Annotated in this window: 9 protein-coding genes; 4 read left to right on the top strand and 5 right to left on the bottom strand. The window is 66.9% G+C overall.

Annotated elements, in window-relative coordinates:
* Window positions 1-2: 2 nt before the first annotated feature.
* The gene (locus ABG80_RS19365) at window positions 3-869 is read right to left on the bottom strand and encodes a segregation and condensation protein A (protein WP_058089187.1); all 867 of its coding nucleotides are present in this window, start codon (window positions 867-869) and stop codon (window positions 3-5) included.
* A gap of 6 nt (window positions 870-875) precedes the next feature.
* Window positions 876-1,076 carry a DUF3460 family protein gene (locus tag ABG80_RS19370; protein ID WP_058089219.1) on the bottom strand — a complete coding sequence of 67 codons (201 nt, stop codon included), beginning with the start codon at window positions 1,074-1,076 and terminating at the stop codon, window positions 876-878.
* A gap of 88 nt (window positions 1,077-1,164) precedes the next feature.
* Between ABG80_RS19370 and ABG80_RS19375 the strand changes: the two genes are divergently transcribed.
* A complete protein-coding gene (locus tag ABG80_RS19375) occupies window positions 1,165-2,718 on the top strand; it encodes a CYTH domain-containing protein (RefSeq protein ID WP_160322609.1) in 1,554 nt (517 codons plus the stop codon).
* Between the two features lie 18 nt (window positions 2,719-2,736).
* On the opposite strand, the gene ABG80_RS19380 is transcribed toward ABG80_RS19375, so the two are convergent.
* Window positions 2,737-4,545 (bottom strand): SulP family inorganic anion transporter, encoded by a 1,809-nt coding sequence (locus ABG80_RS19380; protein WP_083506295.1) that lies wholly within the window; start codon window positions 4,543-4,545, stop codon window positions 2,737-2,739.
* 49 nt (window positions 4,546-4,594) lie between these two features.
* The gene (gene metG, locus ABG80_RS19385) at window positions 4,595-6,739 is read right to left on the bottom strand and encodes a methionine--tRNA ligase (RefSeq protein ID WP_058089189.1); all 2,145 of its coding nucleotides are present in this window, start codon (window positions 6,737-6,739) and stop codon (window positions 4,595-4,597) included.
* Window positions 6,740-6,911: 172 nt separating this feature from the next.
* Between metG and apbC the strand changes: the two genes are divergently transcribed.
* From apbC to ABG80_RS19400, 3 genes are all read left to right on the top strand, one after another.
* Complete coding sequence (gene apbC, locus ABG80_RS19390; RefSeq protein ID WP_058089190.1) at window positions 6,912-8,051, top strand: iron-sulfur cluster carrier protein ApbC; 1,140 nt, start codon at window positions 6,912-6,914, stop codon at window positions 8,049-8,051.
* 75 nt (window positions 8,052-8,126) lie between these two features.
* Window positions 8,127-10,772, top strand: coding sequence for a PAS domain-containing sensor histidine kinase (locus ABG80_RS19395; RefSeq protein WP_083506296.1), 2,646 nt, complete (start codon window positions 8,127-8,129; stop codon window positions 10,770-10,772).
* A 91-nt stretch (window positions 10,773-10,863) separates the two neighbouring features.
* Window positions 10,864-11,499: a response regulator gene (locus tag ABG80_RS19400; protein ID WP_058089221.1), complete on the top strand. Its 636-nt coding sequence runs from the start codon at window positions 10,864-10,866 to the stop codon at window positions 11,497-11,499.
* A gap of 3 nt (window positions 11,500-11,502) precedes the next feature.
* On the opposite strand, the gene ABG80_RS19405 is transcribed toward ABG80_RS19400, so the two are convergent.
* Complete coding sequence (locus tag ABG80_RS19405; protein WP_200964350.1) at window positions 11,503-11,829, bottom strand: sensor histidine kinase; 327 nt, start codon at window positions 11,827-11,829, stop codon at window positions 11,503-11,505.
* Between the last annotated feature and the right edge of the window lie 133 nt (window positions 11,830-11,962).

Raw genomic sequence — 11,962 nt, forward strand, 5'->3', positions numbered from 1 at the left:
TTTCAAGCGGCGGCAGGCTCGTAGGCCAGGCGCACGTACACCGGCGCAAAGGCCTCGGCCTGCGTGATCTCGATGAGGCGCTCACGCGCCAGCTCGAGCATCGCAATGAAGGTCACCACCATGACAGGCGCACCGCGCGTGACGTCGAAGAGGTTTTCGAACTCGACAAAGCGCTTGCCCTGCAGTCCACGCAACACGATGCTCATGTGCTCGCGCACCGACAGCTCTTCGCGCGTGATGGTGTGGTGGGTGTGCAGCTTGGCGCGCTTGAGGATGTCCAGCCAGGCTTCGCGAAGGTCCACCAGCGTGACGTCGGGATGCCGCACGACGATGGACGGGTCGGAGTGCACCTGCACGCGCAGGAAATCCCGGCCCAGCAGGGGCAGCTGATCCAGGCGGGCGCCTGCCAGCTTCATCTGCTCGTACTCGATCAGGCGACGCACCAGCTCGGCACGCGGGTCTTCCGGCTCATCGCTGCCCTCGACCTTCTTGGGCGGCAGCAGCATGCGCGACTTGATCTCAATCAGCATCGCCGCCATCAAGAGGTACTCCGAGGCCAGCTCGAGGTTGCTCTTGCGGATCTGCTCGACGTAGGCCAGGTACTGGCGCGTGAGGTCGGCCAGCGGGATGTCGAGGATGTTGAAGTTCTGCTTGCGGATCAGGTAGAGCAGCAAGTCCAGCGGACCCTGGAAGGCTTCCAGGAAGACCTCGAGCGCATCCGGAGGGATGTAGAGGTCCGTGGGCAGGTCGAACAGGGGCTCGCCGTACAGGCGCGCCACGGCCACGTGGTCGACGACCTGGGGCTGGCCGTGCTCGTCGAGGACGGCCGAGGGCTCGGCATCGGCCTCGTCAAGCCCGGTGACCTGCATGGGGCGTCAGCCCTTGGTGTGGTAGACGTAAGCCTGCTGGGCCACGCGGGACTCGTTGAAGTCCTGCTGGGCCTGGCGGTCTTGCGGGCGGTCCCACAGCAGGTTGCGGCCTTGGCGCTGACGCTCTTCGAGCTGCGGGTCGCGCTGCTTGAGGCTGTCGATGAACTGGGTCGCGTCGGACTTGTAGGGCTTCCAGAAGAGCGGCATGGTGGGCGTCACATCGAAGGGGGAACAACCCGCCATTTTAAGGGAGGCTGACACATCCCGGCCCCAATGCGGCTCGACAATGCGCGCCATGCACGAAATCGAGCTCAAATTCCAGATCCCGGCCGAGCGCCTGGCCGCCGTGCGCGCCGAACTCGGCCGCCTGGGCGCCGACCTGGCCGCCCCGCTGATCCTGCAGGCCGCCTACTTCGACACCACCGACCGCAAGCTGGCCCAGGCCCGATCTGCCCTGCGCGTGCGCCGCGAAGGCGACGAGTGGGTGCAGACGCTCAAGGCCGCCGGCAGCCACACCATGGTGCGGGTGGAAGACAACCAGCCCGCGCAAGCCCCAGCCGATGGCCAGGCGCTGCGCCCCGACCTGGGTCGCCACAGCGAAGTCGCCCGCCAGGCCCTGGTCCACAGCCTGGGCTGGCAACCCGATGCCGACCCGCGCGGCGAGCGCTGCGCCCTCGTCGAGCTCTACCGCACCGACATGCGTCGCACCCGCGCCCGCTTGAAGGTTGCCGAAGGCACGCCCCACGCAGGCGTGGTCGAGCTGGCGCTGGACGAGGGCGCCATCCTGGCTGGGCCCCTGCAAGAGCCCGTGAGAGAGCTTGAAATCGAGCTGCTCAGCGGCCACCCGCAGGCCGTCATCCTGGCCGGTCAGGACTGGGTGCACCGCTTCGGCCTGTGGCTGGACACGCAGACCAAGGCCCACCGGGGCGACCGCCTGGCGCGACTGGCAGCGACCGTGCCTGCAGGCGAGCGTCAAGGTGCCCACGCCCCCCCGCAGGTGACGTCACCTCAAGCCGCCAAGGTGCGAGAGGGCGCCAGCCTCGATCAGGCCTGGCGCGCCGGCCTCGAGGCCTGCCTGGCCCACCTGAGCGCCAACATGAGCGAACTCGCCACCCTTCCCTCGGGCGAAGGCAGCGAGATCGCCTACGAGTGGCGGCGCGGCCTGCGGCGCCTGAAGGCTTTTGCCCAACTGATGAGCCACACCTCCCAGGCCTGGCCCGTCGAGGTCATCTCGCGCGCCAACTTGCTGGTCCGCCAACTCGGTCACTGGCGCGACGACGAAGCCCTGAGCTGGATCTCTTCACAGCTGCAGGAAGCCGGCGGCCCCAGCGTGCCGATCCCGCCAGCGCCGCGCCCGATCGACCTGCCCGCATCGGCCGCCGACCTGGCCCGCGGCCCTCAAGCCACCGAGCTGTGCCTGTGCCTGCTGACCGCCCTGGTGCGATCCGGCGAAGACGACGGCGAGGCCCGCCTGCCGTTCGAGCCCTGGCTGCACACCCACCTGCACCGCCAGCACCGGGTGATGCGCCGCCACGTCCGCGAGCACCAGCGCCTGAGCGACGAAGACGCCCACCGCTTGCGCCGCCGATTGCGCAACCTGCGCGACATCATCCACCTGTTCACGGCGGCACGGGTGCCTTCGTCCTTCGAGCGGGCGCAAACCGAAGCCATCGCCGCTTTAGGCCGGCTGCAGGATGAAACGGTGGCACGGGCGCGCTACCAGGCCGCCTCGGCCCTGGATCCGCGCGCCTTGTTCGCCGCAGGATGGCTGCTGGGCCGGCGCCTGCGCACCCGCACCCAGGCCCGCCGGGCGCTGCGCCAATGGGCCCGCTGCACCGCCCCCTGGTGAACCCTTGGACTTGAGGCTTCAGCGCTGAATGGTCACCGTGGGTGACGTGGTAGCGCCACCAACGGCCTGCTGTGCCAAGGCCGCCTGCACCGCAGCCAGGTCGGGAAGCACGTTTTCCGCGCCAAAGGTGTCTGCGTCGCGGCCGCTGCGGTGCGTCAGGCTCAGCGGCTGCTCGTTGAGCCCGCACAACATCAGCCTGATCTGCTTGCGCGCCAGCGTGCGCTGCAATTGCACCAGGGCGTCCAGGCCCGAGGTGTCCATCGAGATCAGCCGCGACGTCTCCAGCACCACCACCCTCGTGGCCGGCGGCAGCTGCTCAGGCAGGTCTTCCACCTTGCCCACCGCACCAAAGAACAGCGAACCATACAAGCGGCACAGCCGAACCTGCCCAGGCACCTCACCCGACGCCAAGCCCGGCGCGAGGCCCGGCAACTCGCTGACTTCGACGCGAAACAGCGTGCTCATGCGGTAGATGAAGAACAGGCAGGCCAGCACCAGCCCCACCTCCACCGCCACCGTCAGGTCGAAAATCACCGTCAGCAAGAAGGTGCCCACCAGGATGGTGCGGTAGGTGTAGTGGTACTGCTTGAGGTGAGCAAAGGCCTGCCACTCGCCCATGTTCCAGGCCACCGACAGCAGGATGCCCGCCAGCACCGGCAGCGGCACGTGCACCGCCAGCGGGGCGGCCACCAGCACGATCAACAGCAGCACCAGCGCGTGCACCATGCCCGCCACCGGCGAGGTCGCGCCCGAGCGCACGTTGGTGACCGTGCGGGCGATGGTGCCCGTGGCCGGGATGCCGCCGAAAAATGGCGTGACCACGTTGGCCACGCCTTGTGCCATCAGCTCCTGGTTGGGGTCGTGGCGCGGCAGTTCGGTCAGGTTGTCGGCCACGCGCGCACAAAGCAGCGACTCGATGGCGCCCAACAAGGCGATGGTCACCGTGGGGATGAACAGCTGGCGCATGCCCTCCCAACTGAACTCCGGCCAGACAAAATCGGGAAGCCCATGAGGGATGCCGCCAAATCGGCTGCCAATGGTGGCCACCGGCAGCGACAGCCAGGCCGTGGCAGCGCCAAACAGGATGATGGCGACAATGGGCCCTGGCAAGCGAGCCACCACGCGAAAGGCCCTGGACGACTGCCAGGCCGGCGGCGCCAAGCCGTCTTTGGCAAAAGCGCGCGGCCAGAGGGTCACCAGCGCCAGCGCCGCCAGCCCCATGCCCACCGACAAGGGGTTGACCTGATCGGCATGTGCCCACAACGTGCGCAACTGCCCCACGAAATCAGCCGGCATGTGGGAAGGGTCGAGCCCCAGCAGGTCCTTGAGTTGCGACAGGGCGATCAAGACCGCGATGCCATTGGTGAAGCCAATGACGATGCTCACCGGGATGTAGCGCACCAGTGCGCCCAGCCTGAACCAGCCCATGAGGAACAGCAGCCCACCCGCCAGCACGGTCGAGATCAGCAGGTTGGCCAGACCGTAACGCTCGACGATGCCGTAGACGATGACGATGAAGGCCCCGGCTGGCCCGCCGATCTGAACGTGCGAGCCGCCCAGGGCCGAGATCAGGAAGCCGGCAATGATGGCCGTGAACAAGCCCGACTCCGGTTTCACGCCCGAGGCGATGGCAAAGGCCATGGCCAGCGGCAGGGCCACGATGCCCACCGTCAGGCCCGCGCTGCAGTCGGTCAGCAGGCGATGGCGGTCGTATCCTTGCAGCGCGTCGAGCAGGCGCGGCCGAAACGGCGCCAGTGGCAATTGGGCCAGCCAGGCGCGCAGGTTCGTGCCGGCGCTTCTCAGTTGTTGTGGGTCAGGGCGTTCCATCAGCCCCGATTGCACAGCAAGGGTCGTGCGGGGTCAACGGCACCTGCCCTCAGCGGATGCGCATGCCCGGCTCGGCGCCTGGGAAGGGCTCGAGCACGTACACGCCCGGGTTGGCCTTCTCGTCGGTGTGCGAGGCGGCCAGCACCATGCCCTCGCTGACGCCGAACTTCATCTTGCGCGGCGCCAGGTTGGCCACCAGCACAGTGAGCTTGCCGATCAGCTGCTCAGGCTGGTAGGCCTCCTTGATGCCACTGAACACATTGCGGTGGCGTCCCTCGCCCACGTCCAGCGTCAGGCGCAGCAGCTTGGTGCTGCCGTCGACGTGCTCGGCGTTGACGATTTTCGCGATGCGCAGGTCCACCTTGACGAAGTCGTCGATGGTGATGGTTTCAGCGATGTCTTCGCCACCGGGCTTGGGCGCCTCGGCCACCGGGGCCGGCGGTGCTTCGAAGAGGGCATCGAGCATCTTCACATCGACGCGCTGCATCAGGTGCTGGTAGGCGCCAATGGTGTGTTCGCCCAGCAGTCGGCCGACGTCGGAGAAGGTCAGCGGCTCGACTCTCAAGAAGGCCTCGACGTGAGCGGCCACGGCCGGCAGCACCGGCTTGAGGTAGATGCTCAGCAGGCGGAAGGCCTCGATGCACACGGTGCAGACCTCTTGCAGGCGCGCGTCAGCGCCTTCCTGCTTGGCCAACTCCCAGGGCTTGTTGGCGTCCACGTACTCGTTCACCAGATCTGCCATCAGCATGATGGAACGCAGCGCTTTACCAAACTCCCGTGCCTCGAACAGTCCAAGAACTTCGCCTCGCCGAGCGGCAAGATCGAATCCCAAACGCGCCTCGTCAGAGCCAACGCCGCCGGCACCAACCGGCTCGTCCGGCTTCGCGACTGAACCAGCGTTGTAACCTCGCTCGAACTCCGCGCAAGGCGCCAACTTGCCTTCAAAGCGCTTGGCCAGGAAACCCGCCGCGCGGCTGGCGATGTTGACGAACTTGCCCACCAGGTCGGAGTTGACCCGGGCCACGAAGTCGTCCTTGTTGAAATCGATGTCCTCGACGTTGGCGTTGAGCTTGGCGGCGATGTAGTAACGCAGCCACTCGGGGTTCATGCCCAGGCTGAGGTACTTGAGCGGATCGAGGCCCGTGCCGCGGCTCTTGGACATCTTCTCGCCGTTGTTGACGGTCATGAAGCCATGCACGTTCACCTGGTTCGGCAGCTTGCGGCCGCTGAACTTGAGCATGGCCGGCCAGAACAGGGTGTGGAAGTAGGTGATGTCCTTGCCGATGAAGTGCACCTGCTCCACGGCGGGGTCGGCCATGAACTCATCGAAGCTGCGGGCCTCGCCGTACCTGGCCTTGGGGCCGCCGGCCGCGAAGTAGCTCTTGAGCGAGGCCAGGTAGCCGATGGGCGCATCCAGCCACACGTAGAAGTATTTACCCGGGGCGTCGGGGATCTCGATGCCGAAATAAGGCGCGTCGCGGCTGATGTCCCAGTCGCCCAGGCCGCCCTCACCGTTTTCGTCTTTGGTGAACCACTCCTTGATCTTCTTGCTGACGGCGGGCTGCAGCTTGCCGTCCTGCGTCCACTGCTCCAGGAAGCCCAGGCAGCGCTGATCGGACAGCTTGAAGAAGTAGTGGTCGGAGGTCTTGAGCACGGGCGTGGCACCCGAGAGCGACGAATACGGGTTCTTGAGCTCGGTGGGCGCGTAGACGGCGCCGCACACCTCGCACGAGTCGCCATATTGGTCCTTGGCCGCGCACTTGGGGCACTCGCCCTTGATGAATCGGTCGGCCAGGAACATGCCCTTTTCGGGGTCGAAGAATTGCTCGACCGGGCGCACGTCGATCAGGCCCTGGGCCTTGAGCTCGCGGTAAATGCTTTGGGCCAGCTCGTGGTTCTCGGGGCTGTCGGTGCTCGACCAGTGATCGAAGCTGATGTGAAAGCCGTCGAGGTAAGGCTTGCGGCCTGCAGCGATGTCGGCCACGAACTGCTGCGGCGTCTTGTTCACCTTCTGGGCGGCGATCATGATCGGCGCGCCATGGGCGTCGTCGGCTCCCACGAAGTGCACCTGATGGCCCTGCATGCGCTGGAACCGCACCCAGATGTCGGCCTGGATGTACTCCATGATGTGGCCGATGTGGAAGTGACCGTTGGCGTAAGGCAGCGCGGTGGTGACGAAGAGCTGGCGGGGCATGGTGTGAGGAGATGGCGATCGCAAGGAGGGGATTTTAGGCTGCCGGGGCCGCCCCACTCACCCGCATGGAGGAAGGCCCTGACCGAAGGCCTTCTCCTGGGGCGATCCGGGCTAGACTGAACGCCCCGATCGAGCCCCGAGCTCCCACCGCCTGTTTGCCCGCTTCCATCGCATGACCGCTGTTTCCTCGCCCCTCGAATCCGCTGCCCTCGACGCTTTGCGTCAATTGCCCGATCCGCTGACAGGCCAGGACTGGGTGTCGAGCCGTCGCGTGCGCAGGCTCAGCGTGTCCAACGGGCGAGCGGAACTCGACATCGCCCTGGGGTACCCCGCGCGTTCGCAATGGCCCGCCTACACCAGCCTGATCGAGGCCGCGCTCCGTCAGGTCGAAGGCATCCGCGAGGTCGCGGTCAACTGGTCCACCGACATCGTCGCCCACCAGGCCATGCGCGGTCAGGCCCTGCTGGCTGGCGTGAAAAACCTGGTCGCCGTGGCCTCTGGCAAGGGTGGCGTGGGCAAGAGCACCACCGCCGTCAACCTGGCCCTGGCCCTGGCGGCCGAAGGCGCTCGCGTGGGCATGCTCGACGCCGACATCTATGGCCCCAGCCAGCCCCTGATGCTGGGCCTGTCCGGCAAACCCGACAGCCCCGATGGCAAGACCATCACCCCCCCCATCAACCACGGCCTGCAGACCATGTCCATCGGCCTGCTGATCGAGGGTCAGGCACCGGCCATCTGGCGCGGCCCCATGGCCACCCAGGCCTTCGACCAGATGCTGCGACTGAGCAACTGGGGCGCCCCCGGTGAGCCGCTCGATTACCTCATCGTCGACATGCCCCCGGGCACCGGCGACATCCACCTGAGCCTGAGCCAGCGCGCGCCCATCACGGCGGCCATCATCGTCACCACGCCGCAAGACATCGCACTGCTCGATGCCAAGAAGGGCTTGCAGATGTTCGAAAAGGTGTCGGTGCCGGTGCTGGGCATCGTCGAAAACATGGCCACCTACTGCTGTCCGAACTGCGGCCACGAGGCACACATCTTCGGCCAGGACGGCGGCAAGCGCCTGGCCGAAACCTGCAGCGTTCCCCTGCTGGGCTCGATGCCGCTGGACCTGGGCATCCGCGAACAGGCCGACAGCGGCCGTCCCACCCTGGTGGCCGAGCCAGAGGGCAAAGTCTCGGGCCTGTACAAGGCCATGGCTCGCCAGATGGCCGCTGGCCTGTCCAGGCTGCCCAAGGACTACAGCGGCAAGCTGCCTGGGGTCAGCGTCGCACCCAGCGAAGGCCCGAGCGCTGGCCAGCCCGGCTGAGGCCCACCACCTCGCCAGCGCCGCTTGCGCCCCACCCCCTCGCCCAACTGCACACCGACCACAGGAAAGACAGCCATGGCACCAATGCTGTCCGCCGACGACGCCTGGTTCGACCTCGTGCCCCTGGCCCTGATCGAATTCAACGAACACGGCCGCGTGCTGCGCGCCAACTCGGCGCTCAGCGCCCTGCTGGGCTACGCCACCCTGCCTGGCAGCAACCTGGCAGAAGGCGCTTCAGCCTTGCAACGCCTTTGCGGCTGGGACTCTCCGCTGACCCTGCTGGCCCTGGGTCCCGAAGACGCGCCCCTGCAATCTCGGGTGCACCAGTCACGCGGCCAGGCCGACCTGGTGAGCCTGCACAGTCAGGTCTGGACGGTCGCCAACCCATCGCCGGAGCAGCCCCGCCAGTACCTGTGTGCCATCCGCGAAGCCCCAGGCAACGAGCCCCTTGACTCGCCTGGCATCCGCATCGCCTCCGACGCGGACGCCGACCCGCTGCCCGACCAGGCCGTGCTCTTGCACGAACTCAGCACCATCCTGGAAAGCACGCCAGCCGGCATCGCCTACCTCCGGGACGACGTGCTGGTGCGCTGCAACCGGCGCTTCGAACGCATGCTGGGGCTGCCTCCGGGCTCTCTGCCCGGCCAAAGCCTGTCCGTGCTGCTGGGCGCCGACCCGCGCATCGAGCGAGCGGTCACCCAGGCTGCCCGGCAGGTGCAAGAGCACAGCCAGCACGAGACCGACATCGAGATCGTCCTGCCAGGGCATAACACACGCTGGTACGCCCTGTCCGTCAGGCGCATCGGTGAGTCGGCCGAGCCGCTGGAGCTCATCGTGGTGCTCTCGGACATCACCCGCGCTCGGCAGCAGCAGGCCCAGCTCGAATCGCTCGGTCGTGACCGCGACCTCATGTTCTCGCTCTCGGGCGTGGGCATCGCCTTCGTGCGCGACGGCCACATCCAGCGCGCCAACCCGGCCCTGTCCGACCTCATCGGCGAGCCCGATGCCGACCTCACCGGTCGCGCCCTGCAGACCCTGTACGCCCCCGAACTCGACCTCAACACCGAGGCCGACGTGACCAGCGTGCTGCGCAGCCTGGGCCATTGGCAGGGCGAGCGCGCATTGCGCGTGCACGCAACAGCAGGACAAAACGCAGGGCAAGGCAGCCTGCAAGGCCTGTGGGCCGAGGTCGCCATGCGCCTGGTCAACCCAGCGCGCCCGGAAGAAGGCTTCATTGCCTCCTTTGTCAACGTCGATGCCCGCCACCGCGCGGAGTGGAACCTGACCCTGCAGGCCGACCGCACCCGCGCCATCCTCGACTCGGTGTTCGTGGGCATCGTCACCATCGACACCCACGGCATCGCCTGGATGAACCGCTCCGCACGTCGCATGTTCGCAGGTGACCTCGCCGACTTCGTGGGCCAGCCCCTGAGCACCGTGGCCACCACCGACCTCGACCACCCCTTCCGGCTGACCGACTACCTCGATGGCCTGGAGGACGGCCAATCGCACACCTTCGAGTGCCAGGTGATGGGGCGAGACGGACGGGTGTTCTGGGTGGTGGGCAACGCCGTGGTCACGCTCGACGAGCTCGGCCAGCGCCAGGCCACCTACGCCCTGCTCGACATCGACCGCCGTCGCCAGGCCGAAGCCGAGACCGCCGAGGCGCAAGCCACCCTGCAGCGCATCATCGCCATGGCGCCCATGGCCATCCAGCTGATCGACGCGCACCACCTGACCCTGCTGCAGGCCAACCAGGCCAGCGCGCTGTTCATGGGGCAAGACCCATCCAAGGTCATTGGCCAGCCCTTGGAGGCTGCCTTCCCGGCCGAACGCGGACGCCAGCTGTGCACCGAGTTGCAAGCCGCGCTCGACAGCGGCAAGTCCCGCCACAAGGAACACGTGGTTGCCGCCCGCAACGGCAACCAGATCTGGGACGTCAACTACCTGCCGCTGAACGCCGATGGCGAAGCGGCCGATCAGATCCTGCTGGTGGCCTCGGACATCACCGAGCAACGGGCAGCCGAGCAGGCGCGCCTGGAAGCCGCCATCGCTCAGCGCGAGATGCTGGTCAAGGAAGTGCACCATCGCATCAAAAACAACCTGCAGGGCGTGGCGGGCTTGCTCCAGCAGATCGCTGCGCGCAAGCCCGAGGTCGCCTCGGCCATCTCCGAGGTGGTCGGACAGGTTCAGGCCATCGCCCAGGTGTACGGGCTGCAGGTCGGCACGGGCGGTCCGCTGCGACTCAAATCCGTGGTCGAAGCCATTGCGCAATCGGTGCAACGCACCTTCGGGCGCCCCATCCAGCTCGAGCTCGAAGGCCCCAGCGCTGGCGACTGGCAATTGCCCGAGGCCGAGTCCATCCCGATTGCGCTGAGCCTCAACGAGTTGCTGACCAACGCCCACAAGCACGGCCCTGGCCAGCAAGCCATCCGATGCCTGCTGCAGTCGAGCGAGGCGGGCGTGCGCATCGACATCCGCAGCCCGGGCCAGTTGCCCGAGGGCTTCAACATCGATCGCGTGCCAGGTGGCGTGTCCGGCCTGGGCCTGGTGCGGGCGCTGCTGCCACGCCGCAGCGCCAAGCTGGCGTTGACACAAGACCAGGGCGAAGTGCTGACCCGGTTGGACCTCACGCCGCCAGGCATCCTCCTCGTCGTGCAGCCACCCCCTTTGATCGCGGGAGAGCCCGCTGGCCACCAGATCGCGCTGTGGCCACAATGAGGGCGCGTCCGCCGCGCGGTAGACTTGCTCCATGTTCCAGGGAGGCGGACCCCCTGGTGATCAGATCGCTGGTGCGCTCGAGAGGCTGCGCGTGAATCAAAAAGGCAAGATCCTGGTGGTGGACGATGACCGGCTGGTGCTGGCCACGCTCACCCATGGCCTCTCCCAGGCGGGCTACGAAGTCATCGACGCGGACAACGGCGATGACGCCATCCTGCTGGCGCGTCAGCACAAGCCCGAGTTGGCCCTGCTCGACATCCGCATGGAAGGCAAATCCGGCTTCGACGTCGCCGCCTACCTGCGCGAGTACTGCCAGATCCCCTTCATGTTCCTGTCGGCTTTCGCCGACGAGGCGACCATCAAGCAAGTCAAGGCGCTTGGCGCCCTGACCTACCTGGTCAAGCCGCTGGACATCCAGCAGATCGTGCCCGCGGTCGAAGCCGCCTTCGCCAACCGTCCGAACCAGCAGCCGCCCCAAGCGGTGGCCACTGCGGCCCAGCCTGCCTCGGCGCCCGCCGCAGCGCCGGCAGCGCCCGCAGCCGTTGACCCGCTCACCGACACCATCGCGCTGGCCGTTGGCATTGTGATGCACCGGTATTCGCTCACCCGCCGCCAGGCACTTGAGCGTTTGCAGCAACAGGCCCGACAAGAGGGCTGCACCACCGCCGCGCTGGGCGAGCGGCTGATCAACGCGCAGGAAGTGCTCGCCGGCCTGGGCTCGATCTGAGCGTCAGCCCGGCAGGGCTGTGCTGTCGAGCCGATCGGTCAGCGTGAAATAGAAGCAGGCCCCCTGCCCCAATTGAGCCTCGGCCCAAATCCGCCCACCGTGGCGGCGGATGATGTGGCGCACGCCCGCCAGACCGACCCCGGTGCCTTCGAAATCCTTGGCGCTGTGAAGGCGCTGGAACATGCCGAACAATTTGTCGGCATGCTGCATGTCAAACCCGGCGCCGTTGTCCCGCACGAAATACACCGGGGGATTCGTGGCGGGCATGCAACCAAATTCGATGCGAGGTGATGCCACCTTGGCGCTGTATTTCAACGCATTGCTGAGCACCCGAGTTCGACACCAAAATGCCGATTTCGCATTTTTGGTGAAGCCGTTTCCATGTGAATCAACGACTTATGCACATTTTTGCGGAAGTTTTGTAGTGGCAACTGCATGAATGCTTTGTAGTGGCGCAATTGGG

The sequence above is a fragment of the Aquabacterium parvum genome (assembly GCF_001447195.1).
In the GTDB taxonomy this organism is placed as follows: Bacteria; Pseudomonadota; Gammaproteobacteria; order Burkholderiales; family Burkholderiaceae_C; genus Aquabacterium; species Aquabacterium parvum.

Coding starts and splice junctions, on each gene's coding strand:
- ABG80_RS19365 (WP_058089187.1), bottom strand. CDS start 869: ATGCAGGTCACCGGGCTTGACGAGGCCGATGCCGAGCCCTCGGCCGTC.
- ABG80_RS19370 (WP_058089219.1), bottom strand. CDS start 1,076: ATGCCGCTCTTCTGGAAGCCCTACAAGTCCGACGCGACCCAGTTCATC.
- apbC (WP_058089190.1), top strand. CDS start 6,912: ATGACCGCTGTTTCCTCGCCCCTCGAATCCGCTGCCCTCGACGCTTTG.
- metG (WP_058089189.1), bottom strand. CDS start 6,739: ATGCCCCGCCAGCTCTTCGTCACCACCGCGCTGCCTTACGCCAACGGT.
- ABG80_RS19375 (WP_160322609.1), top strand. CDS start 1,165: ATGCACGAAATCGAGCTCAAATTCCAGATCCCGGCCGAGCGCCTGGCC.
- ABG80_RS19395 (WP_083506296.1), top strand. CDS start 8,127: ATGGCACCAATGCTGTCCGCCGACGACGCCTGGTTCGACCTCGTGCCC.
- ABG80_RS19380 (WP_083506295.1), bottom strand. CDS start 4,545: ATGGAACGCCCTGACCCACAACAACTGAGAAGCGCCGGCACGAACCTG.